Source organism: Acinetobacter sp. ME22 (assembly GCF_022012315.1).
Classification (GTDB): Bacteria; Pseudomonadota; Gammaproteobacteria; order Pseudomonadales; family Moraxellaceae; genus Acinetobacter; species Acinetobacter brisouii_A.
Genome location: NZ_JAKLTL010000006.1, coordinates 1 through 22287, shown reverse-complemented (window position 1 = coordinate 22287; position 22287 = coordinate 1). Strand labels below are relative to the sequence as shown.

Below are 22287 nucleotides of genomic sequence, written 5' to 3'. Positions count from 1 at the left end.
TTATTTTAAAAATTAGACCTTAGCCTAACAAGCATGAAAATTCGTGATTCAAAGGGTAGAATCGCCTCTGCATAACTTAAAAATCCATTTTTTTGAGAGTAGAACATGTCATTAGATCGTATTCGCTTAGCTTCATTACATGACAAAGTCATTTCAGCCGAGCAAGCAGCAGAATTAATTCAAGACGGTATGACAATAGGGATGAGCGGTTTTACTCGTGCTGGTGAAGCAAAAGCAGTACCTTTGGCTTTGGTTGAGCGCGCAAAAACAAATCCTTTAAAAATATCTTTAATTACAGGCGCAAGCTTAGGTAATGATTTAGACAAACAACTCACAGAAGTTGGTGCTTTAGCACGTCGTATGCCATTCCAAGTGGACAATACACTTCGTAAAGCGATCAATAATGGTCAAGTGATGTTTATTGACCAGCATTTGTCTGAAACTGTTGAACAAATGCGTAACCTGACTTTAAAACGCCCAGATATCGCGGTCATTGAAGCGGTTGCTATTTCAGAAGACAACTTCATCATTCCAACAACGTCTGTAGGTAACTCTGCAAGCTTTGTTGAATTTGCTGACAAACTCATCATCGAAATCAATACCTCTGTCAGCACTGAATTTGAAGGTGCACATGACGTTTATATTCCTGAATCACGTCCAAATCGTGGTCCAGTGCCTTTAACGCATGTTGAAGAACGCATTGGTACAAAAGGCATCAAGTTTGATCCAGCAAAAGTTGTGGGTATCGTATTTAACGATCTTCCAGATTCACCATCAAACGTGACTGATCCAGACGAAGAAACTCAAGCAATTGCTAACCACTTGATCGACTTCTTTGAAAAAGAAGTGGCTGAAGGTCGTTTACCTAAAAACTTAGGGCCACTACAAGCAGGGATTGGTTCAATTGCCAATGCTGTATTGACTGGTTTTAAACACTCGAGCTTTGAAGACCTTGTCATGTACTCAGAAGTACTACAAGACTGTACTTTCGAGTTGATTGATGCTGGTAAAATGAAATTTGCTTCAGGCTGTTCAATGACACTTTCTCCAAAATGTGGTGAGCGTGTATTTGGCAACCTTGCAGCATACAAAGACAAATTTGTACTTCGTCCACAAGAAATTTCTAACCATCCAGAATTAGTACGTCGTTTAGGTATTATCGGAATCAACACTGCACTTGAGTTTGACATTTACGGTAACGTGAACTCAACACACGTTGGCGGCACCAAAATGATGAATGGTATCGGTGGTTCTGGTGACTTCGCACGTAATGCACACCTTGCAATTTTCGTCACCAAATCAATTGCTAAAGGCGGTGACATTTCTTCTGTTGTTCCAATGGTGAGCCACGTTGACCACACAGAACACGACACTGATATTTTAGTGACTGAACAAGGTCTTGCTGACCTTCGTGGTCTTGCACCTCGTGAACGCGCACGCGTGATTATCGACAACTGTGTACACCCTGACTACCAAGCTGCGTTGAATGACTACTTTGACCGTGCTTGTGCAAAAGGTGGTCATACCCCTCACCTACTTAAAGAAGCAGTTGAGTGGCACACCAACTTTGAAGAAAAAGGCAAAATGCTGCCTTAATTCAGTTTTAGGCTGAATCTTCAAAAAGAGGCATGTTGTTACATGCCTCTTTTCTTTTGTCTAAAACACCTTACACAACCCGAATTTTTTGATTATTTTAATTAGAACCATTCTAATGATATAAAAATTATGTTCGTCATTCGCCAAGTTAAAGATCAAGATATTGAAGACCTCGTTTCACTTTGGGAAATGTGCAATCTGACCCGCCCATGGAATAATCCAGAAATTGATGCCTTTCGTAAACTACAGCAGAAAGATGGTTTATTCTTAGTTGCAGAAAAAGATCAGCGTTTGATAGCCTCAATTATGGGAGGCTATGACGGACATCGTGGCTGGATTCATTATTTAGCTGTACATCCACATTATCAGCGCTTAGGTGTTGCTACGGCACTCATGCAACAGATGGAAAATCGCCTGACTGCTTTAGGTTGTCCCAAAGTTCAGTTGCTGGTGCGGCAGGAAAATCTTGCGGTCAGTCAGTTCTATGATCAGCTCGGTTACGAGGAAGTTGAAACCGTTTGTTTGGGTAAACGCCTGATTCAGGATTAGGAAAACATAAATTCTATAATCAACAATAAATTTAACCCGATTAAAAGTGCTGCAGATAATATCACCAGCACTTTGGTGAACTTTGAATTTACAAATTCTCCCATCACTTTTGAACTTGAAGTCAGATAAATTAAAGGAATCATCGACATCGGCAAAGCTAAACTTAAAAATACCTGAGAATAAACCAGCAGATTTTCTAAAGCACTCTCACGATCCCCCCAAATATACAAGCACAGCAATACAGGTAGGATCGCAATACTACGTGTCATCCCACGCTGTACCCATGCAGGAATTTTCAGTTGCAAAAAGCCCTGCATCACCACTTGTCCAGTCAATGTTCCTGTAATCGTTGAGTTCTGCCCTGAAGCAAGTAAAGCTATTGCAAACAGAATTGCTAATGTTTCACTGGCAATTGACCCGACGATATTTTTATCTTGTAAAGAGGCATACAGTGCAGAAAAATGACCTGTATTTGGTAAACTATGCCCAAAAAACAATGCTGCGCCTAAAACCAACAGTAAACAGTTAATGATAAAAGAAAAGCTTAATTGTAAATTGGAATCCCATGTCGCAAAACGAATTGCCTCACGTAAATGCTGCCGATCTGAGCGCACATAATTACGTGACTGAACCAAAGCTGAATGTAAATACAGGTTATGCGGCATGACTGTTGCCCCAACGATTCCTAAAGCAATTAACAGTGCAGAATCATGCCCTTCAAGCTTTGCGGTCAAAATCGCTGGACTGGGTAAGAAGCCCTGCACAATACTGCTCATATTCGGTTCAGCAAGTACGACCTCATAAGCAAAGATTGCAAAAACCGTCAGGATTAATACAAAAACGACTGCTTCAAGCTTTCGGATTCCTTTTGATAACAATACAAAAAGCAGCCATGTATCTAACAGAGTCAACACCACTCCCCAAAATAATGAAACTCCAAACAATAAATGAAAGGCAATTGCTGTCCCAATCACTTCAGCCAAATCGGTTGCCATAATGGCAAGTTCAGCAAACAACCACAGTATCCAAGCATATTTTGAACCAACCCACGCACGTGTCGCTTGCGCGAGATCCATACCTGTGACAATACCTAACTTGCCGCATAAAGCTTGCAATAGCATGGCAATCAAACTGGATAGTAAAATCACAAACAGCAGCAAATATCCGTAAAGTGCCCCACCTTGAATCGCAGTAACCCAATTTCCAGGGTCGATATACCCAACAGCAATAAGTACACCTGGCCCAGAAAATGCCCATAATTTTTTAAAAAATCCTGCATGCACCTCAGGAACCGAAACACTTGCATGTAATTCATCTAAACTTTTTTTGATGTTCTCTGGCATATCCATGCTCAACAACAATAATCCTTTATTCTATTTGAAAATGATTATTGTTTACATATTTTTATCTTTGTGGTTCTTGCATCATAAAACAAAATAGAAAATAACAAACATAAAAAAAGCCCCAAACTTAAGTTTGAGGCTTTTTGAATATGGTGGCGGGACCCAGGATCGAACTGGGGACACACGGATTTTCAATCCGTTGCTCTACCGACTGAGCTATCGCGCCGAATGCAAAGTATTAAGCCTGAACTTCAGCACTGTGTCAACGTAAAATTTTGTTTTTAATACTATTTGGCTAAGCTTTAAGCAAAAAAAATCCCTGATTTAGGAATCAGGGATTGAAAACACAAATTATGGTGGCGGGACCCAGGATCGAACTGGGGACACACGGATTTTCAATCCGTTGCTCTACCGACTGAGCTATCGCGCCAATGTGGGCGTATTAAACAACTTAATTCTAAAAACGTCAAGTATTAAATCATTTTTTTTCATTTTATTGTTGTGGCGTCGTTGCCACAGATAACTGTCCCAAATGAACTAAACAGCGGTGTATTGCGCCACAACCCGGAATAAAACGTAGCGCTTGTTTATCTTTTTCCATACGACACGCTTCAGCCACCAAACGTTCAGCAACCCCACGTCCACGATTGGCTGGGTGAACAACGATATATTCTAAAGTCCGTTCTTCACCTGTTCCACGACACCAAATTGCACCAATAATACGGCTATTAAATTCTGCAGTGTAAAGTAAGGTATACTGAGTGAGATTGTGTTCAAGTTGATCAATTGCATCTTGCCCATCGCTAAATTCAGGGCTGGTGTCATATAAACGCTCAAGCTGATTGCGTATATCTTCATTTGGAAGAGAAGTATAAGCATGTACGGTAATAGGCATTGATTAACCCTCCTGAGCAAATTAATATGCTGTGTTCAATCGCACAGCTATTTTTATCGCAAAATTTGACGTTTTTGAGGAATGTGTCTATGACGCAACGTATCAGTGAAGTGGTCAGAAATACCAACGAAACCAAAATTCGAGTTCGGGTTAACCTCGATGGTACGGGTCAAGGCACATTAAATACTGGTGTTCCCTTTTTAGACCATATGATTGATCAAATCAAGCGACATGGTCTGTTCGACATCGACATCCATTGCGACGGCGATCTGGAAATTGACGATCACCATACTGTTGAAGATTGTGGCATCACACTCGGTCAGGCTTTTGCTCAAGCGCTTGGTAGCAAAAAAGGCATTCGCCGCTACGGACATTTCTACGCACCTCTCGATGAATCTTTATCACGCGTTGTTGTGGATATTTCTGGCCGTCCTGGCTTGTTTATGGATATTCCATTTACCCGCGCACGTATTGGTACATTCGATGTCGATTTATTCTCCGAGTTTTTCCAAGGTTTTGTCAATCACGCACTGATGACGCTACATATTGATAATCTCAAAGGTAAAAATAGCCACCACCAAATTGAAAGCGTGTTTAAAGCGTTTGCGCGTGCTTTACGTATGGCGTGTGAAGTTGATCCGCGTGCTGCTGACAGTATCGCGTCAACCAAAGGGAGCTTGTAATGACCCGTATCGCTTTACTTGACTATGGCATGGGCAATCTTCACTCTGCGGCAAAAGCCCTAGAATATGTCGGTGCAACGGTTGATGTGACCAATGATCCTAAACTGATTGCTCAAGCTGATAAAATCGTATTCCCTGGTGTTGGCGCTATGCGTGACTGTATTCAGGGGATGCGTGAAGCTGGCATTGATGACGTAATTCGCAATGCTGCTTTCAACAAACCTGTACTCGCAATTTGTGTTGGCATGCAGGCGTTGCTTGAAAGCTCGGAAGAAAATGGCGGTAGTGAAGCACTCGGTATTTTTGAAGGTGTGGTGAAACACTTTCCAAAAATTGAAGGTTTAAAAGTCCCACATATGGGTTGGAACCAAGTCCATCAACATGACCCAAGCCATCCAATGTGGAAAGACATCGCACAAGATGCCCGCTTCTACTTTGTTCATAGCTATTATGTTGAACCGAAAGATTCCAGTGTCGTTGCTGCAACATGTGACTACGGACTTGAGTTCTGTACTGCAATCTTGAAAGAAAATCTATTTGCGACACAGTTCCACCCTGAAAAGAGTCATACCGCAGGCTTGCAACTGCTCAAAAACTTTGTGGAATGGGATATTTAATTCTTTCCAGAAGTGAATAAATCGACCTATAGTATCTAGGTCGATTTTTTTTGCCTTTTGTATGCCTTTAGATAAAGCCACACTGTCTCAACTGCCTGCTTTTCAAGGGGTAAGCGATCAACAGATGATTGATGTTAAGCAACCTGAACAGGTTTTTCTCTTTGAGCAACAGCTCGAAACACTCAACTGTGTCGGTTTTGACACAGAAAGCAAACCCACTTTTCAAAAGGGTGAAGTGCAAACAGGACCACATCTGATTCAAATCGCCACGCCTCACTATACATTTTTATTCCCATACTCGCAGTTTCAACAGCCTGCACTCAAAGCATTACTCGCCAACCCGAAGATTCTCAAAGTGGGATTCGGTTTAAAAAATGATAAAAAATTGCTGCATAAGCATCAGCTTAAACTGGAAGGACTGTTCGATCTATCTCACCAATTCAAAGACTTTGGCTATGACAATCAGGTCGGTATTCAAACTGCTGTTGCATTGATTTTGCAGCAATATTTAGCCAAGCCACATCGTGTTACTGTATCGAACTGGAGTCAACAACCCTTATCCTTAATGCAAAAACGCTATGCAGCCAATGATGCCTATGCCAGTTTGCAGGTTTATTTGGCTTTGCAGAAAATTAAAAATCCAAGTGATTAAGGATTAAGGATTTAAAAATAGTTTGCTAAGATAAATCCCATTCTTAGATTGCAATTTTAATAAGGTGCTACAGCATGCTCATCATCCCAGCGATTGACCTGAAAGATGGTAAATGTGTTCGCTTAAAACAAGGCCGTATGGAAGATGATACCGTTTTCTCTGACGATCCAGTGGCAACAGCAACCCATTGGGTGAACGAAGGCGCACGTCGTTTACACTTGGTTGATCTGAATGGTGCTTTTGCAGGAACACCGATTCATAAAGGCGTGGTTGAAGCGATTGCCAAAGCACACCCAGATTTACCGATTCAAATCGGTGGTGGGATTCGCTCTTTTGAAACTATTGAGCACTATTTGGAAGCTGGCGTTTCTTTTGTGATTATTGGTACAAAAGCGGCGAAAGAACCCGAGTTTGTAGAAGAAGCATGCAAAAAATTTGCAGGTCACATCATTGTCGGTATTGATGCCAAAGATGGTTACGTTGCGACAGATGGCTGGGCAAACGTACTTGACTTGAAAGCGACTGATTTGGCAAAACGCTTTGCCGATGCAGGTGTATCGAGCATTGTGTATACCGACATCGCCCGCGATGGCATGATGCAAGGTGTTAATGTTGAGCAAACTGTTGCGCTTGCAGACTACTGTGGCTTACCGATTATTGCTTCAGGTGGCGTAACCGATCTTGAAGATGTTCGTGCATTAAAAGGTAAATCAGGCATTCTTGGCGCAATCACAGGTCGTGCAATTTATGAAGGCACACTCAACTTACGTGATGCACAAATCTTACTTGATGAAGACAAAATTTTGATCTAATTCAAGCTTATAAAAAAAGAGCTCATCTGAGCTCTTTTTTTAATTCTGATACATCGGTTGTTCATCATTCAGGGCAATCACGCCACGCACTGCTCGATAGACAATCCAAATCCAAGAAACTGTTGCCACCACCACCCAAAACACCAGTGCGGCAAATAATCCACCAATAAACACGTCAGGCTGATCAAAACTAAAAAACAAATACCCACAAGGCAATAGACCAAGAATATTCCAAAACAAGTACCACCACACCGTACGAATCTGCCAAGTAAAATGACTGGCATAAATCGTACCGTGCATCGCATCACGTTTGACATAATTCACAATCAAGGCAACGATTGCCAAAATCCCTGCGGAAAAAATTGCAAAACCATACAGCACATACAGCAATAAGGTGAGATTTTTTTTCGCCTGTAGTTCGCTATCAATGTACATTTAACTCTCCTCATCTAATGTATGAATTTTGGAAAGAATGCTATAACCATACATAACAATATGATATTTAGCACAATGGTCGAAAAATAAATTTGGCGAAATGGTTGTTTTTGAGTTTTATGACGTAACTTTTGTTGTGCAAACCATGCAGCAGGCCATCCTCCAAGCAAAGACAAAATATGCAGTGTTTGCTCAGGAACACGACGCTGTTTTTGCTGAGCTGCTTTTTTATCATGCGCATATTGCCAGTAACACACCGCATTGATCAGCACGATATAAAGCAACAAACCACTTGGCAAAGCCTTGAGTCCCACTGCCAACAATAAAAATAGTGCATAAATCACCATAACAATCACGATGGGATGCAAACTCGATGCTGCCGCTCGTGTTTGAGGCTGATGACTAGGCTGACTTTGCTTGGCTTTTAGATAAACCACCTGCTTGGCACGAAAGCGCCCACGCTCATCTACAATCACCACGTAATCCAGTGCGCAGCCTAAAATTGGACGTGGGCCACGCTGCGCAAAATCTTTGATATGCAAAAAAACTCGTGGCTTACTCAAATCATTGGGCTGAATAAATCCATAGCCTTTGTCATCCAACCATTCAACTAAGCGCCCTTGATCACGCATTGTTATGATTCCTGACTTAATCGAGTTAAACGCTGCTGTAGCATCGCGCGCATTTCATTTGGATTTTTACAGTGTACATCATCTCCACCACGTCCTTGCGCTGCATTCAGACGAGCAACATTTAAACGTAACAACCAGAAACGACATGCTGCCATTGCCAAGTAAACATCCAAGCATGCTTGTTCATCGTCAGTTAAAACACGAATCTGCTGATAGGCATCTAAATAGGCTTGTAGTTTGTCAGCATCCAATTCCACATTTGGAAACTGGCTACAAAAATCATTGATGGTAATCGCAACATCAAACAATAACTCATCAAAATTCAGTTCAAAGAAATCCAGAATGCCTTGCAGTTCATCGCCTTTAAATAGCGTATTATCACGGAATAAATCTGAATGTACCCAGCCTTTTGGACGTTGCGGATATTGGGCTTGATACTCAGCAAATACCGCATAGACCTGATCAAATAACTCAGCATCGGCTATGGACATGCTATTTTTTAAATCTTGTCCTATCTCTGTCCAATACCCATGATCACGGCTATGGCTACGGGTGAGTGGAAAATCTTGCAATGCAACATGCAGTTTGGCTTGCGCTTTGGCAATTTCTGCCACTTGTCCCGTTGTGGTGATCTCAGGATGCTCACCCCAAACGCGTGGGGCAATTTGTGCAGGTTTCCCCACAATATAGTGAATTGCACGCCCACCATGCGAGAGTGGTGCAGCGACAGGTACACCATGTGCTGCTAACTGTTGCAAGACAGGAACCAACTCTCCTGCACTTTGCTCTGTTTCATTTTCAAAGACGGTCAGTACAAACTGTTTTTGGTCATGAGTCACAATGAAATAGTTGGTATTTTGAATCCCACCTTGAATCGGAATCAGCTCAACCACCTCCAATCCATAGGCTGCGGAAAATTGCTGAACTTCATTTAAACTCAAAGGAGTGTAAACCGACATAGAAAACCTGCGTGAAACAAAATAAGTTTGGTAGAATGTTGCCACAGTTTACCAAGATGTCACCCTTTCTCGGGAACTTTCTTTCCATAGACCGATACATTTGGATGTCACAATGCTTGCAAAACGTATTATTCCGTGCCTTGACGTGGACAATGGCCGTGTAGTGAAAGGCGTACAATTTTTAGATATTCGTGATGCAGGTGATCCTGTTGAAGTTGCACGCCGTTATAACGAACAAGGTGCAGATGAAATCACCTTTCTCGACATTACGGCAACCCATCATGGACGTGACACCACTTATCGTACTGTTGAACGTATGGCAGAAAGCGTTTTCGTTCCTCTGACTGTGGGTGGTGGCGTCCGTAAAGTTGAAGATATTCGCTTATTACTCAATGCTGGCGCAGACAAAGTCAGCATTAATTCGGCTGCCGTGTTTAACCCTGAATTTGTTCAGGAAGCTTCTCAACGTTTTGGCGCTCAATGTATTGTCGTTGCAATTGATGCCAAAAAAACGGGCGACAATCAATGGGAAATCTTTACTCACGGTGGTCGTAAACCCACAGGCATTGATGCGATTGACTGGGCAGTTAAAATGGCAGACTATGGTGCGGGCGAACTTCTGATCACCAGTATGGATGCTGATGGCACTAAAGCAGGTTATGACATTGCTTTAATGCGTGCCATTAATGACCGTGTCACCATTCCAACCATTGCATCTGGTGGTGTCGGCAACTTGCAACACTTGGCAGATGGAATTTTAAAAGGCGGTGCAGATGCAGTGCTTGCAGCCAGCATTTTCCACTTTGGTCAACATACAATTCCAGAAGCGAAGCAATTTCTGGCAGCGCAAGGCATTGAAATGCGTTTGTAATTTAAACAGCTAATCTAAGAGATTAAAAAGATGGCACTTGCCATCTTTTTTATTCCTTTAAAATAAAAATGAATTTCTAATTGATAATATGTATAAATTTTGTAAAATACAGATTCTTAATTAATAACAAGTTAAACTACTAAAAGGTTAACAATGAAAAAACTTACATTATCAGCAGTCGCTCTTTCATGTTTAGCGGCAAGTGTTTCAAGCCATGCCGTGACTCTTGCTGAGTCTGCCTATGTTTCCGCAAAACTTGGTGCAAGTTCTGTTGCTAATTATGATAATAAAAGCTCTTTTAGCTATACAAATACCTCAACATCAACAACAGATGTAAGTTCAGCAGTTAAACTGAGTGATGATAAAAAAACCGTTTTTAGTGGAAATGTGGCATATGGTGTGAATTTTGAACCAGCCTATCATGTACCTGTTCGTGCTGAAGTTGAATATAGCTATCATGGTAAGGCGAACTTAAACTCATCAGCATCACCATATTTAACTTATACACCAACAGGTTTAGGGTTATACACCATTCAAGATAAGCATGAGTTAACACTACAAACATTTATGCTAAATGGTTATTATGATTTTAAAAATAGCTCACGCTTCACTCCTTATGTTTCTGCTGGTGTTGGTTTAGCACATACAAAACTGACCACATTAACTCAAATAACAAGCAATGTTTCAGTGGAAGATAACAAAATCACTGAAAATAAATCCCGTATTGCATGGGCTGTAGGTGCTGGTTTTTCTTATGAATTTACACCTAAATTAAGTCTAGATCTAACTTATCGTTACTTAAATGCCGGCAGTCAAACAAGTAGCAATTATTATGATGTCAGCATCGTAGATAGTACAAACACTTATGTCCGTACAGATCACTTAGAAAAGAAGAACAAAGTCAAAGTTTCTGCTCATGACGTAACTCTAGGTCTACGTTACGCATTCTAAGATTTTAAAACCCAATAAAGAGGACTTTTGCCCTCTTTATTTTTATGCCCTGTTCAATTGTTTATTTTTTGGCTTGACCTTTTACTCAAATCCAGTAAAATTCTCGCCACGTTGCCGACATAGCTCAGTTGGTAGAGCAACTGACTTGTAATCAGTAGGTCCACAGTTCGAATCCGTGTGTCGGCACCATCGAATTCAAAAAGCCCCAAGTTTGAAAAAACTTGGGGCTTTTTTTATTGCATTAAAAATCAATTTTTAAGCTATGCTTAGGCTGGGTGTATTTAAAATACGTTTCAACCATTTGATAAAATCTAATGATGACCATGTCAATTAAAGATCTCTGTTTAGCGCTGTGTATCATTTTCGCGTGGGGGCTCAATTTTGTTGTGATTAAACTTGGGGTCACAGAAATTCCACCTTTACTCCTCGCAGGATTACGCTTTAGTGCGGTGGCGTTTCCTGCCTTATTTTTTATTCGTGCGCCTCGTATTCCGCTCAAATGGTTAATCGCCTATGGCATGAGCATTAGTTTTGGGCAATTTGCCTTACTGTTTCTTTCAATTCATTTGGGAATGCCCGCAGGTTTGGCTTCATTACTGTTACAAGCACAAGCTTTTTTTACTTTATGGCTTGGTCATTCTTTACTGAAAGAAAAAATCCAGCGTCATCATTATGCTGGAATGGCGATTGCAGTCTTGGGCATTCTTTTACTGGCTGTCGAATCGCATACAGGCAGTAAAACTGATCTTCCAATGATTCCCCTGCTCTTAGTTTTTGCTGCCGCGTTGTCTTGGGCATGTGGCAATATTTGCAATAAAGTGATTGTGCAACAGCATCAGGTCAACCCAATGTCTTTGGTGGTTTGGAGTGCACTGGTTCCCATTTTGCCATTTTTTCTATGCTCATGGATATTTGAAGGTTCTGACAAGATTGTTTGGAGCTTGCAGCATGCCCATGTGCATCAGATTTTTGTGGTAGGTTATTTGGCTTTTATTGCCACGATTATGGGCTATGGTCTTTGGGGTTACTTACTCAGCAAATACCCAACTTCAATGATTGCACCGCTGACCTTGCTCGTGCCTGTCGTGGGACTGATCACCGCAGCCATTTTCTTGGGAGAACATCTCAGCATCAATCAAATGATTGCGACATCCGTGATTATCTCAGGCTTAGTGATTAATGTCTTTGGACAGCGCTGGATTAAGCCAAAGTTGCACTGACTTGCACATAATCAATCCGATGACTTTGTCTAAGTTGCTGACAAAGTTTGCCTGTCATCTGGATTTTTAAGGCATTCAAGTCCTGCTGAAAACCATGGAATTGAGGTTGTCGCTGAACATAATCAGCAAAGCCACCTAATACAGGTTCAGATAAAATTTGGATTTGGATTTGCTTAAAGCCTTGCTGCTCAAGTAATTGTTGTAATTGCGCTTGTGGCATTAGATGCTTGAGCTGAACATCCGCCAGTTTTAATAAATATTGATCACGTTGCTGACTCAAAAAATGGGCATTTGACCAATTCTCACTGAGCTGTAACGTGTGAAAGGCAATTCGACCTTGAGGTTTTAACAGTGTGGGAATCTGAGGAATAAATTGATGCAGATCATAATGATAAAGTGCATCTAAACACACAATTGCATCAAATTTCTGAGCAAAATTTGCCGCATTTAAATTCATAAACGAACACTGATACAACTCACGCACACAAGCCAAAGCTTGTTGCTGAATTTTATCAATACATGCGGTTTGTATTTCAACTGCTTCAATATGCTGCACTGCATAATGCTGCGCCCAATATTGCAAACTCGCGCCATGCCCACAGCCTAAATCGAGCAGGCAATCTTGTGCTGAGAGTTGAATACTTTGAGCGAGATGCGCTGCAAGCTGTTCACAGGCCTCGACATAAGTTTGGGCTTGTGACGACCACAAGCCCAAATTACTCCACGCCAGTGTTGCAGCATCCCCTAGCATTTTTGTATCTATCGTATACTTATGCTGAGGGAGTTTTTGGCGGAGCCGTTGCAATAAGCGCAAATTAGTAACCTAATTCTGGTGCAACTTCTGGTTTTGGTTTTAAGCCCACAAATGGAATTGGCGCACCTAGATTTTTGGCAATTTGCATCGCTGAAGTCACCGCAGACTCAAGAATTGGCAAACCATCACAAGACCAAGAACCACAGAAATACACTTTACGGTCTGGCGCTTTTTGACGACGCTGCAATTCTTGGCTCAATTCCACAGTTTGTGAATTCACCACAGCACGACTCAATTTCACCGTTGAAATGACTTTCTTCGGATCAATCGGTGTCACTGGACGCCATGTTTGGAACACAGGACTTTTACCGACCAAAGTTGGCTCAATCGCGTTCATCCACACGGTAAACTGCTGACGGGTAAATTTACGATCCATCATATAACTGAGGACTGCCCAGTCTTTACGACGTGGTGGCATCACTGTTGCATCGGTATGAATGACCAAATCACCTTCTTCAAAACGGAACTGTTTTAAGAGCTGCAAATCTTCAGCAAACTGTTCTGGATTCAGGAAGTCTTCCACTTTATTGGTTGGGGTTGCCACAATCACACGGTCAAATAATTGCTGTGTACCTGCCTGATTTTCAACAAAGACTTTATCGTCTTTCAGTTCAACCTTAGTCACCGCAGCACCACTATGCACTGTGATTCCTTCAATCAACTTATTCACAAAAGCAGGCGTACCGCCTTTTAAACGTAATAACTCAACACCACTGGTCAACTGGCTTAAAAAGACCAATAGCGGTTTTGCTGGCCATTCACCAATGGTTTTCGGGTTACAGGTACAAATCGTGTACAGCACAGGCATGACCGCACCATGCCAGAACACTTCTTCAATGTCGTTTTTATTAATAAATTCGGTGAGCGTAATATTCTGGTTTTTTGATTTAAAGAAACGGTGAATCGCAGTTTTCAGCTGGAGCATGCCTTTCACGATACGCACACCGTATTGTTGTAAACCTTTACGGTTATTGATGATCGGGAAATTCCCAATCGGTGCGCGTGACGTGGTTAACCACGTTTCTGTTTTATCTTCAAACAACCAGCTACATGCCATATAAGTACGTACTGGAAAGGTTTTAATGCCTAAATGCGTTGCAAGACTTAAGGTATTTTTCCAGAGATAAGGGTTCATGACACGCAATGGCGCATCGATAATTCCCCCATCAAATTCAACCGTATGACTGTCCATGCCACGTCCGGGCAACGATTCGAATACGGTAATATTATGTCCTGCATCTTTGAGAATTCGTGCTGTGGCAAGCCCAGCCATGCCACTACCAATGACTGCAATATCCAATGTTTTATCCGTTTTTTAGCCCATTTTCTTCATTATGTGCGAAGTCGTGGACAAATACCTTGTTAAAAAATACCATAATTCGTTTTTTTACATTCTTTTACAGTCATTTTTTACAAGAAATTTTGCCTTGAAATTTTCAAAATAATTATGGAAAAATCACTGATTTTTCGGCTGAAACCAGTTTACCCACGAACTGGTCTGACGGACTTCGACAGGTACAGCAGGAATCAATTCATTCCGCAAAAGCGCCTGCTGCTTGACCTGTTTAGCCAAACGATATTTTTGGCTGTGAATACATTCACGATCCGCAAATTCACAGCGATCTAACCGCGTACCACCACAAGGTCCATTGGCTAAACCTTTCGGGCAGGTTTCAGGGCAAATATACAGGGTTTCTGCCAAACGACATTGCCCACAGCTTTCACAGCCAACGACCGCGTGTTTACTGGCATGTTCAATCGACAAGATACTTTTCGCTGCCCAGCCTTTTTGCCAGAATTTTAACTGAAAGACACATCGCCCGATGTTTTGCGCCAATGTACTGTCAAACAACCAGTCATGCGTCACTTGTAACATCTGATATTTCAACACCGAAGGCTGCTGCTGCGGATAGGCTGCCGATAAATCAGGCTGCATTTCATCGCCACGCACAATCTTGCACAGATGATTCCATTCTATTAGGCACTGCTCAAGCGTCCATGTTTCGTACTGAGCCAATGCCTGTTCAAGTAGGGCTTGCTGTTCTGAATTTTGACAGCCTGAGACATGAATGCCTGCCAATCCCCAATGTCGGTAAATCCAGATTTGTAGCGCTGCCCGCGCATACACGCGCTGCTCTGCCCATGCGGCATCTTGCTGTAGCTCAGCTTTTAAATGTTGTAGTAAATGACGACTAATTTCGACACCTGCCACTTCTTGCTTGACCATAAATTTGGCACGGCGATAGGTCAACGGCATCACGCAGGCCAAGACTGGACAAGGCTGCGTTGTTTGATCTACAAATTGTTTAAATTTTAAAATCTTGGCAAGATCATACCCCAACTGGGTAATCACAAAATCTGCGCCAGCACGCTGTTTTTTTTCAAATTTTAAATACTGGGCTTGTTCTTCACTTTCGGTGTATTTAAAGGGATTAAACGCTACACCACAGTACATGTCGGGCGCATGTGCTTTCACCCACATCAGGCTACTGACTGACTCTAAATAGCGTGTGCGTTGCAGCGGATATTGTTTGCCAAAATTATGCTGCTTGAGTTTGTCGCCTGTCAGTAACAATACATCACGCATATTGTGTTGTTTGGCTTGCTCAATAAACTGTTCTAAATCTTTGAGATCACGCGCTTTACCTGAGAAATGTAATAACTTGGCTTGCTCAGGGCTGACACTTTGCGCCAAAGAGATGGGGGATGGATCATCATCAGCATGTACACGATCTGCAAAAGCCATGACACACGGCAAACCTGCCAAACTGGCAACCGAGGGCAAAGTCGCACGTTTCGAGACGATCTGTTCGAGAATCAGACAAAATTGTTGCTGTTGCAAATAATGCGAAAGTGCCGACATGTGTGCAGGGAGATCAATCTAAAGACGTATTTTAGCAAAGACCCAGACACAAGAAAAATAGCAAAAGGCTGCATCACGTTGAATGCAGCCTTTTCAGTCAGATTAGCATTCAACAGCGAATGATGTTTTGCTGCTCGCTTGCGGAACGGATGACCAAACTTCTGCAACAATTTCATTGATTAGACGTAGTTTTTCCCACTGCGCTTCATACGCAACATGGTTACCTTCTTCAGTCGAAGAGAAGCCACATTGTGGGCTAAGTGCCAACTGTTCAAGTGGTAAATACTGTGCTGCCTCACGAATACGTGCCACAATTTCCTGTTTATCTTCAAGCTGTTCCACTTTAGAGGTGATCAAACCCAAGACCACTTCCGCATTGCTGCCTTTGAGTTTTGCCAGTGGTGCAAAACCACCTGAACGCTCGTTGTCATATTCCAAGAAATAACGGTCAATATTCTGCAAATGCTTGAAGATGTAGTCTTCAATGCCGTCATAACCACCTTCATAAATCCATGTTGATGCGAAGTTACCACGGCAAATGTGCATGCCGATCACCAAATCTTCGGGCTTGTCTTGCAACGCCAAATTCAAGGTTGTGACACAGGCTTCTGCCAGACTTTTCGTACTTTCACCAAATTGTTGTTCTTCATCTTGGCGTTGTTGTGACACCAAAAATGCCCAGTACACATCATCAAGTTGCAGGTAACGACAGCCCGCTTCATAAAATGCACGTACAGCTTTTTGGTAAGCACGCCCCAAATCTTCAGCATAAGCTTGCAAGTTATTGGCATAAAATTCATTGGAACAACGGATTTTACGGTGTAAAAACATGTTCGGGCTTGGAATGGTCATTTTCGCCACATGTTCAGCATCATCCCCCACTACGTCTTTTAAAAATTTGAAATGCTGTAAATGTGGATGAGTATCGGCAAAATCAATTTTGCCAATGACACGTACCTGATGCGGTTTGGTTTCAACGCCTTTAAATTTATAGCCTTCTGCTTCGTCGAACCCTTCAACACCAACAAAGTGTTCCATAAAGTCAAAATGCCACCACGCGCGGCGCAGTTCGCCATCGGTAATGGCATGCACGCCATTTTGTTTTTGTTGTTCAACCAGTTGAATGATTTCTTCATTTTCAATTTGGGTCAAGTCAGCTTGGCTAATTTTGCCTGCCGCCAAATCTAAACGGGCTTGTTTAATACGCTGTGGACGTAAAAAGCTCCCGACGTGATCGGCTTTGAAACCTGCATATTGTTGTCGTGCTTGTGCAGTGGTGTTACTCATGGCAATACTCAACATTTATATTTTATCGTTGAACACCATTAAACAATAATTTTCATGTTTTTAAAAATTAGATTAATTTTACTCATTTATAAAAATACATTTTTATTTTCATTGAGTTAATTTTCTATTGATCAAATAAAATACACAAATATGACTATATTTCATCAAAAGCTGAAAAAACATCAGCAAAAATGGTGATTTTTAAATGAGAAATATTCATCATTTAAGTTTTATATATGATGTTTATCGGTTTCATTCTGAGCAAAATTCATCATCAGGTGAATTCATCACAATTGTAGCCTTTTGTAAAAAATCTTAGACTTTAATCTTGAGCATTTTCTCAAAAGTATTTGAATTTAGAAGCATTAGTGTAATTTTTTAGTCATCCACCCTCTTTAAGACCACACAATTGACAAGAAAATAATTTGCTGTAATCTAATCAATAGACGACCGGTCTATTTCTAAATAGGTAATCTGATGACCCTGAGCAAAAAAGCAGAACAAACTCGACAGCATATTTTAGATACAGGCTTTGAGCTGGTACTGCGTAAAGGCTTTGTCGGTGTCGGTTTGCAGGAAATTTTAAAAACCAGTGGTGTTCCTAAAGGCTCGTTCTATCACTACTTTGCGTCTAAAGAGGTGTTTGGCTGCGAGCTACTGCAACACTACATCAGCAACTATGGACAACGCCTTTCGATGCTTTGGAATCAACCTGAACGGTCGGCACGTGAGCAACTGCTAAGCTATTTTCAGGCATGGATTCAAGATCCTGAGCAGCCTGATACAGGTTGGGCTGAAAGCTGCCTGATCGTCAAACTCGCTGCTGAAGTCGCTGATTTATCGGAAGATATGCGTCAAATCATGAATCAAGGCGTGCAAGTCCTTCTCGCTCGCCTCAGTGAATTACTACAACGCGGTGTCGATGAAGCTTCGATGCAACTGTGCAGCAACCCTGCTGCCACCGCACAAGTGCTGTATCAGATGTGGCTCGGTGCTGCCCTGCTCAGCAAACTCAGTCAAAGCAAAGACCCGATGCACGATGCACTGCGGGCAACAGAATTTATGCTCGGTCAAGCGAGCGCCTAAGGCATTTTGGAGAATATGATGAAAATTTTAATGGTACTGACTTCACATGACCGCTTAGGCAACACAGGTCATAAAACAGGTTTTTGGTTGGAAGAATTTACTGCACCGTATTATGTGTTTAAAGATGCAGGTGCAGAGATTACCCTTGCATCACCACAAGGTGGACAACCACCACTTGATCCAAAAAGTAACGAACCTGATTTCCAGACGGATTCAACCCGACGTTTTGAGCAAGATACTGAAGCACAAGCACGCTTGGCAAACACCCACGTCCTTGCTGAGCTTGATGTGACTGGTTTTGATGCCGTGATGTACCCAGGAGGTCATGGCCCACTTTGGGATCTGACTGAAAATGCCGACTCGATTGCACTGCTTGAGCATTTTGACCGCGCAGGTAAACCAATGGGCTTGGTCTGCCACGCCCCTGCGGTACTCAAACATGTCAAAACAGCAGCAGGTCAATCTTTTGTGGCAGGTAAAAATGTCACAGGCTTTTCCAACAGTGAAGAAGCTGCGGTTGGACTGACTGAGGTTGTACCATTCTTAATTGAAGATGAATTTCAGGCACAAGGCGCACATTACCAAAAAGGTGCAGACTGGCAGTCATTCATTTTGACTGAGGGACATTTGGTGACAGGACAAAACCCTGCCAGCTCGGAAGCCGTCGCAGAACAGCTTCTCGTTTTATTGAATGCAGAGGCTTAAGTACGTCACATGGATATTTCAACTTTACAACAACGCTTGGCAACCATGCGCCAAGCGCATACCCAAGCGGCGCCTGCCAGTCTGGAACTACGCCATGACCGTTTGGAACGTGCCAAAAAATTATTGATTGAACATCGTGAAGCACTGATTTCGGCGATTTCAGCAGATTTTGGACATCGCAGTGCCTACCAAAGTTTGGTGTCAGATATTTTGGCTTCGGTTGCTGCGCTGAGTTATGCCCAAGAACAACTGGCTGAGTGGACACAACCTGAAATTGTGGCTGCGCCGTATGCCGAGATGCGTACCGAGATTCATCAGCAACCGCTCGGTGTGGTGGGAATTATCAGCCCGTGGAATTTTCCGCTGAATCTTGCCTTTAGCCCACTGGCGGGTGTGTTTGCTGCGGGCAACCGTGCCCTGATTAAACCGTCTGAACTCACCCCAAAAACGGCTGAGTTATTGGCAGAACTGGTTCCACAATATTTCGATGCACTGGAACTGGGTGTAGTGACGGGTGATGCCGAGGTGGGCGCTGCCTTTAGCACACTGCCTTTCGATCATTTGGTGTTTACAGGGAGTAGCCAAGTCGGACGCCATGTGATGCGCGCCGCCGCAGAAAATCTGGTGCCTGTGACTTTGGAACTGGGTGGTAAATCGCCTGTGGTGATTGCCCCTGATGCCAAACTTGAACAGGCGGTACAACGCATTTTGACGGTGAAAACCTTCAATGCAGGGCAAATCTGTATTTCACCTGATTATGTGTTGTTGCCTGAACAGCAACAGCAGGATTTTGTGGAATTTGCCCAGAAATTTATGGCTGAGAGCTTCAACCATTTCCAAGACAATCCTGATTACACCGCGATTATTAACCCGCGTCATTATCAGCGGTTATTGCATGTGTTAGAAGATGCTCAAGCCAAAGGAGCGACTCTGATTCCTTTGACTGCGCACACTCAAGATGCCACTCATGATGATGCCCGTCGTAAAATTGTGCCGACTTTGGTGCTGAATGTCAGCGATGACATGTTGGTGATGCAGGAAGAAATTTTTGGTCCGATCTTGCCGATTAAAACCTATCAGCAAGAACAGCAAGCAATTGACTATATCAATGCACATCCACGCCCGTTGGCAGCTTATTACTTCTCAGAAGATGCCGCAGCACAACAGTATTTTGCTGAACGAACCACTTCGGGTGCGTTGGTGGTGAATGATGTCATGACCCATGTGGTCATTGAAACTTTACCATTTGGCGGTGTTGGTGCATCGGGAATTGGGGCTTATCACGGGGTTCATGGGTTCAGACGTTTTAGTCATGCCAAACCGATTGTGGTGCAAAGCCCACAAGGTGAATCCAATTTACGTTTACGCGCGCCTTATGCAGCAGCGTATCAACAATTACAGAAGATGCTGAACCCAACTCAGGAGTAATGCTCATGCAAAGTTTAATTCATGAGCGCTTTGGCGAACCTGAAGAGGTGCTGCATTTGGCGGATCAGCCTGTACCTGAATTACAAGCTGATCAGGTACGCATTCGTACCCTGCTTGCACCGATTCATCATCATGATCTGTGGACGGTACGCGGACGCTATGGTTACAAGCCTAGCTTCCCTGCGATTGGGGGCAGTGAAGCGGTTGGAATCATAGATGCTGTCGGCGCAGAAGTTGAACATTTACAGGTCGGACAACGGGTTGCGGTGGCTTCAGTCCATGGCACATGGGCAGAATATTTTATTGCCCCAAGCCGTATGGTCATTCCACTCCCCGATGCCATTCCCGATGAAGTTGCAGCGCAGTTGATTGCCATGCCGCTCAGCGCCCTGATGTTACTAGAATTTTTACAGGTCAATGCGGGTGACTGGATTATCCAGAATACTGCGAATGGGACGGTCGGCAAAACACTGGCGATGCTGGCTCAATCGCGTGGCGTGCATAGCATTAACCTTGTGCGCCGCAATGAAGCCGTGGCTGAATTACAGGCTTTGGGCATTCAGCATGTGGTTTCAACTGCACAAAATGGCTGGCAACAGCAAGTTGAGCAAATTGTGGCGGGCGCACCGATTCGGGCTGCGGTGGACTCGATTGGCGGACAAGCCAGTGCGGACTTAATCAGCCTGCTGGGTGAAAATGGCACATTGGTTTCCTTTGGGACTCAGCTTGGCGAGCCAATGCAAATTGCTTCGGGGGATTTGATTTTTAAACAAGCCACTGTGAAAGGTTTTTGGGGCAGTAAAGTCAGCCAAAACATGAGTGTGGCAGATAAAAAGCGCCTGATTACTGAGCTTATGCAGCACCTTGTCAGCCAAGAACTGAAACTGCCTGTTGAGGCGATTTTTCCTTTTGCCGAAATTGAGCAAGCGGTGAAACGCAGTCTAAGTTCAGGTAAACAGGGTAAAGTCTTGCTGCGTCCTTAAATTTAAATATGGAACAGGCAACGTAAGTGCGATGCCTGTTCATTTGGTGGTTTAAAACAGAGATTAACGAAGATTTATCATGTTAAATCATGCTCTAAACACTGTTTGTAGTGAACAATAGCATTTAGATACAAGCCTTTGTGTGAAATCATCGTGGCCGCCAGATATTTTTAGAAGCTACACAATCCCATATGACCACGTTTACCGATCAAGATTCTGTCCCACCAGCTGATCTGGAACCTAAGCTAAAGGGCTTCTAGAGCCTATTTTTCAAGCCATATGAGTAGCAGCGAGATTGTTCACGGGAACGAATCAAAATCGTGAAACATTGACTAAACATTAGGCATGGAACGTTACGATTCATGTAAAAAGCCCAATTGATGAGAATCAGGCTATTCACAACAAGATAAAATATTGAATTAAAACAAATTATATAACAAATTTCATATAAGATGTTTATGTTGATTTTAGCAAGACTTAATGAATAGCCACCAATAATTTTAGTAAAAAAAGAGAAAATCTATTTTTTGATTATCTTTTAATAGTCACTGAACTGAAATATGAACTACTAATAAGGAAATTTTTTTGATTATAACTATCTGTATTATTATATTTTTTATTTTGTTTATTCTATTCATTAGAACTACATTTGATAAAAAATATAGTAATACTCAAATTTATTCATTTATGAAACGCAGTTTTTGGATTTGTATATGTATTCTTCCGCTTGTTTGGCTCATCTTTTATAAAGACTTAAATCATCCTCAGATGCCTGATAATGCAAGTGGTTCATATGCATTAGGAGTTGCTTTATTCGTACTTGCTTCACCTATTTTTGTCATTGTTGGATTTTTACTAGGTCATATCTTTTTTCTTGCAATATTTATGGTTATTGATTTAATAATT

The 22287-nt window shown here is 42.3% G+C and carries 22 protein-coding genes and 3 tRNA genes; 14 read left to right on the top strand and 11 right to left on the bottom strand.

From position 1 onward, the window contains the following. Positions 1–105: 105 nt before the first annotated feature. Both LVY74_RS09670 and LVY74_RS09665 read left to right on the top strand, forming a co-directional pair. Positions 106–1596, top strand: coding sequence for an acetyl-CoA hydrolase/transferase family protein (locus LVY74_RS09670; RefSeq protein WP_237814902.1), 1491 nt, complete (start codon positions 106–108; stop codon positions 1594–1596). Between the two features lie 129 nt (positions 1597–1725). Then, positions 1726–2145 (top strand): GNAT family acetyltransferase, encoded by a 420-nt coding sequence (locus LVY74_RS09665; RefSeq protein ID WP_237814901.1) that lies wholly within the window; start codon positions 1726–1728, stop codon positions 2143–2145. On the opposite strand, the gene LVY74_RS09660 is transcribed toward LVY74_RS09665, so the two are convergent. The 4 genes from LVY74_RS09660 to LVY74_RS09645 all read right to left on the bottom strand — a co-directional run bounded on the left by LVY74_RS09660 (position 2142) and on the right by LVY74_RS09645 (position 4383). Further along, positions 2142–3488, bottom strand: coding sequence for an Nramp family divalent metal transporter (locus LVY74_RS09660; RefSeq protein ID WP_237814900.1), 1347 nt, complete (start codon positions 3486–3488; stop codon positions 2142–2144). The genes LVY74_RS09665 and LVY74_RS09660 overlap by 4 nt on opposite strands. A gap of 150 nt (positions 3489–3638) precedes the next feature. Next, a tRNA-Phe gene (locus LVY74_RS09655) sits at positions 3639–3714 on the bottom strand. 128 nt (positions 3715–3842) lie between these two features. After that, a tRNA-Phe gene (locus LVY74_RS09650) sits at positions 3843–3918 on the bottom strand. 63 nt (positions 3919–3981) lie between these two features. Then, a complete protein-coding gene (locus LVY74_RS09645) occupies positions 3982–4383 on the bottom strand; it encodes a GNAT family N-acetyltransferase (protein ID WP_151708443.1) in 402 nt (133 codons plus the stop codon). Between the two features lie 89 nt (positions 4384–4472). On the opposite strand from LVY74_RS09645, the gene hisB reads away from it, so the two are divergent. The 4 genes from hisB to hisA all read left to right on the top strand — a co-directional run bounded on the left by hisB (position 4473) and on the right by hisA (position 7147). After that, positions 4473–5066: an imidazoleglycerol-phosphate dehydratase HisB gene (gene hisB / locus LVY74_RS09640; protein WP_004898951.1), complete on the top strand. Its 594-nt coding sequence runs from the start codon at positions 4473–4475 to the stop codon at positions 5064–5066. Beyond that, positions 5066–5683, top strand: coding sequence for an imidazole glycerol phosphate synthase subunit HisH (hisH, locus tag LVY74_RS09635; protein WP_237814899.1), 618 nt, complete (start codon positions 5066–5068; stop codon positions 5681–5683). Before hisB ends, hisH begins: the two co-directional genes overlap by 1 nt. A 61-nt stretch (positions 5684–5744) precedes the next feature. Next, positions 5745–6335, top strand: a complete 591-nt coding sequence (locus LVY74_RS09630) for a 3'-5' exonuclease (protein ID WP_237814898.1) — start codon at positions 5745–5747, stop codon at positions 6333–6335. Between the two features lie 74 nt (positions 6336–6409). After that, positions 6410–7147, top strand: coding sequence for a 1-(5-phosphoribosyl)-5-[(5-phosphoribosylamino)methylideneamino]imidazole-4-carboxamide isomerase (hisA, locus tag LVY74_RS09625; RefSeq protein WP_151708440.1), 738 nt, complete (start codon positions 6410–6412; stop codon positions 7145–7147). A gap of 39 nt (positions 7148–7186) precedes the next feature. Here hisA and LVY74_RS09620 read toward each other — a convergent pair whose 3' ends face one another. Genes LVY74_RS09620 through LVY74_RS09610 form a run of 3 tightly spaced genes read right to left on the bottom strand, consistent with a single transcriptional unit; the run spans position 7187 to position 9173 of the window. After that, positions 7187–7582, bottom strand: coding sequence for a DUF4870 family protein (locus LVY74_RS09620; protein ID WP_237814897.1), 396 nt, complete (start codon positions 7580–7582; stop codon positions 7187–7189). A 14-nt stretch (positions 7583–7596) separates the two neighbouring features. Next, positions 7597–8214, bottom strand: coding sequence for a DUF1294 domain-containing protein (locus LVY74_RS09615; protein WP_237814896.1), 618 nt, complete (start codon positions 8212–8214; stop codon positions 7597–7599). 2 nt (positions 8215–8216) lie between these two features. Further along, entirely contained in the window at positions 8217–9173 is a 957-nt protein-coding gene (locus LVY74_RS09610; protein WP_237814895.1) for a homoserine kinase, read from the bottom strand. A 112-nt stretch (positions 9174–9285) separates the two neighbouring features. Here LVY74_RS09610 and hisF point away from each other — a divergent pair, with 112 nt between their 5' ends. The 4 genes from hisF (at position 9286) to LVY74_RS09590 (ending at position 12215) form a co-directional block, all read left to right on the top strand. Next, a complete protein-coding gene (gene hisF / locus LVY74_RS09605) occupies positions 9286–10044 on the top strand; it encodes an imidazole glycerol phosphate synthase subunit HisF (protein WP_151708436.1) in 759 nt (252 codons plus the stop codon). A 153-nt stretch (positions 10045–10197) separates the two neighbouring features. Further along, positions 10198–10995: an outer membrane protein gene (locus tag LVY74_RS09600; RefSeq protein ID WP_237814894.1), complete on the top strand. Its 798-nt coding sequence runs from the start codon at positions 10198–10200 to the stop codon at positions 10993–10995. Positions 10996–11108: 113 nt separating this feature from the next. Then, a tRNA-Thr gene (locus tag LVY74_RS09595) sits at positions 11109–11184 on the top strand. Between the two features lie 134 nt (positions 11185–11318). Continuing rightward, positions 11319–12215 carry an EamA family transporter gene (locus LVY74_RS09590; protein ID WP_237814893.1) on the top strand — a complete coding sequence of 299 codons (897 nt, stop codon included), beginning with the start codon at positions 11319–11321 and terminating at the stop codon, positions 12213–12215. Here the strand turns inward: LVY74_RS09590 and LVY74_RS09585 are convergent. The 4 genes from LVY74_RS09585 to LVY74_RS09570 form a co-directional block, all read right to left on the bottom strand. Beyond that, entirely contained in the window at positions 12196–12966 is a 771-nt protein-coding gene (locus LVY74_RS09585) for an SAM-dependent methyltransferase (RefSeq protein WP_237814892.1), read from the bottom strand. The genes LVY74_RS09590 and LVY74_RS09585 overlap by 20 nt on opposite strands. 64 nt (positions 12967–13030) lie before the next feature. Further along, positions 13031–14329: an FAD-dependent oxidoreductase gene (locus tag LVY74_RS09580; protein ID WP_237814891.1), complete on the bottom strand. Its 1299-nt coding sequence runs from the start codon at positions 14327–14329 to the stop codon at positions 13031–13033. Positions 14330–14485: 156 nt separating this feature from the next. Then, positions 14486–15892 carry a methylenetetrahydrofolate reductase C-terminal domain-containing protein gene (locus LVY74_RS09575; protein WP_237814890.1) on the bottom strand — a complete coding sequence of 469 codons (1407 nt, stop codon included), beginning with the start codon at positions 15890–15892 and terminating at the stop codon, positions 14486–14488. Between the two features lie 102 nt (positions 15893–15994). Then, positions 15995–17179 (bottom strand): 5-methyltetrahydropteroyltriglutamate--homocysteine S-methyltransferase, encoded by a 1185-nt coding sequence (locus LVY74_RS09570; protein WP_237814889.1) that lies wholly within the window; start codon positions 17177–17179, stop codon positions 15995–15997. A gap of 477 nt (positions 17180–17656) precedes the next feature. Here LVY74_RS09570 and LVY74_RS09565 point away from each other — a divergent pair, with 477 nt between their 5' ends. Genes LVY74_RS09565 through LVY74_RS09550 form a run of 4 tightly spaced genes read left to right on the top strand, consistent with a single transcriptional unit; the run spans position 17657 to position 21381 of the window. Continuing rightward, positions 17657–18265, top strand: coding sequence for a TetR/AcrR family transcriptional regulator (locus LVY74_RS09565; protein ID WP_237814888.1), 609 nt, complete (start codon positions 17657–17659; stop codon positions 18263–18265). A gap of 18 nt (positions 18266–18283) precedes the next feature. Then, positions 18284–18970: a type 1 glutamine amidotransferase domain-containing protein gene (locus LVY74_RS09560; protein ID WP_237814887.1), complete on the top strand. Its 687-nt coding sequence runs from the start codon at positions 18284–18286 to the stop codon at positions 18968–18970. Positions 18971–18979: 9 nt separating this feature from the next. Further along, a complete protein-coding gene (locus LVY74_RS09555; protein WP_237814886.1) occupies positions 18980–20398 on the top strand; it encodes a coniferyl aldehyde dehydrogenase in 1419 nt (472 codons plus the stop codon). A 5-nt stretch (positions 20399–20403) separates the two neighbouring features. Next, complete coding sequence (locus LVY74_RS09550) at positions 20404–21381, top strand: zinc-binding dehydrogenase (RefSeq protein ID WP_237814885.1); 978 nt, start codon at positions 20404–20406, stop codon at positions 21379–21381. Positions 21382–22287: the final 906 nt, after the last annotated feature.

What these genes read in the sequence shown, in the direction of transcription:
- hisH (WP_237814899.1), top strand. Translation starts at nt 5,066, where the DNA reads ATGACCCGTATCGCTTTACTTGACTATGGCATGGGCAATCTTCACTCT.
- LVY74_RS09620 (WP_237814897.1), bottom strand. Translation starts at nt 7,582, where the DNA reads ATGTACATTGATAGCGAACTACAGGCGAAAAAAAATCTCACCTTATTG.
- LVY74_RS09660 (WP_237814900.1), bottom strand. Translation starts at nt 3,488, where the DNA reads ATGCCAGAGAACATCAAAAAAAGTTTAGATGAATTACATGCAAGTGTT.
- LVY74_RS09560 (WP_237814887.1), top strand. Translation starts at nt 18,284, where the DNA reads ATGAAAATTTTAATGGTACTGACTTCACATGACCGCTTAGGCAACACA.
- hisF (WP_151708436.1), top strand. Translation starts at nt 9,286, where the DNA reads ATGCTTGCAAAACGTATTATTCCGTGCCTTGACGTGGACAATGGCCGT.
- LVY74_RS09670 (WP_237814902.1), top strand. Translation starts at nt 106, where the DNA reads ATGTCATTAGATCGTATTCGCTTAGCTTCATTACATGACAAAGTCATT.
- LVY74_RS09610 (WP_237814895.1), bottom strand. Translation starts at nt 9,173, where the DNA reads ATGTCGGTTTACACTCCTTTGAGTTTAAATGAAGTTCAGCAATTTTCC.
- LVY74_RS09575 (WP_237814890.1), bottom strand. Translation starts at nt 15,892, where the DNA reads ATGTCGGCACTTTCGCATTATTTGCAACAGCAACAATTTTGTCTGATT.
- LVY74_RS09645 (WP_151708443.1), bottom strand. Translation starts at nt 4,383, where the DNA reads ATGCCTATTACCGTACATGCTTATACTTCTCTTCCAAATGAAGATATA.
- hisA (WP_151708440.1), top strand. Translation starts at nt 6,410, where the DNA reads ATGCTCATCATCCCAGCGATTGACCTGAAAGATGGTAAATGTGTTCGC.
- hisB (WP_004898951.1), top strand. Translation starts at nt 4,473, where the DNA reads ATGACGCAACGTATCAGTGAAGTGGTCAGAAATACCAACGAAACCAAA.
- LVY74_RS09565 (WP_237814888.1), top strand. Translation starts at nt 17,657, where the DNA reads ATGACCCTGAGCAAAAAAGCAGAACAAACTCGACAGCATATTTTAGAT.
- LVY74_RS09600 (WP_237814894.1), top strand. Translation starts at nt 10,198, where the DNA reads ATGAAAAAACTTACATTATCAGCAGTCGCTCTTTCATGTTTAGCGGCA.
- LVY74_RS09615 (WP_237814896.1), bottom strand. Translation starts at nt 8,214, where the DNA reads ATGCGTGATCAAGGGCGCTTAGTTGAATGGTTGGATGACAAAGGCTAT.
- LVY74_RS09590 (WP_237814893.1), top strand. Translation starts at nt 11,319, where the DNA reads ATGTCAATTAAAGATCTCTGTTTAGCGCTGTGTATCATTTTCGCGTGG.
- LVY74_RS09550 (WP_237814885.1), top strand. Translation starts at nt 20,404, where the DNA reads ATGCAAAGTTTAATTCATGAGCGCTTTGGCGAACCTGAAGAGGTGCTG.
- LVY74_RS09665 (WP_237814901.1), top strand. Translation starts at nt 1,726, where the DNA reads ATGTTCGTCATTCGCCAAGTTAAAGATCAAGATATTGAAGACCTCGTT.
- LVY74_RS09555 (WP_237814886.1), top strand. Translation starts at nt 18,980, where the DNA reads ATGGATATTTCAACTTTACAACAACGCTTGGCAACCATGCGCCAAGCG.
- LVY74_RS09570 (WP_237814889.1), bottom strand. Translation starts at nt 17,179, where the DNA reads ATGAGTAACACCACTGCACAAGCACGACAACAATATGCAGGTTTCAAA.
- LVY74_RS09585 (WP_237814892.1), bottom strand. Translation starts at nt 12,966, where the DNA reads ATGCTAGGGGATGCTGCAACACTGGCGTGGAGTAATTTGGGCTTGTGG.
- LVY74_RS09630 (WP_237814898.1), top strand. Translation starts at nt 5,745, where the DNA reads ATGCCTTTAGATAAAGCCACACTGTCTCAACTGCCTGCTTTTCAAGGG.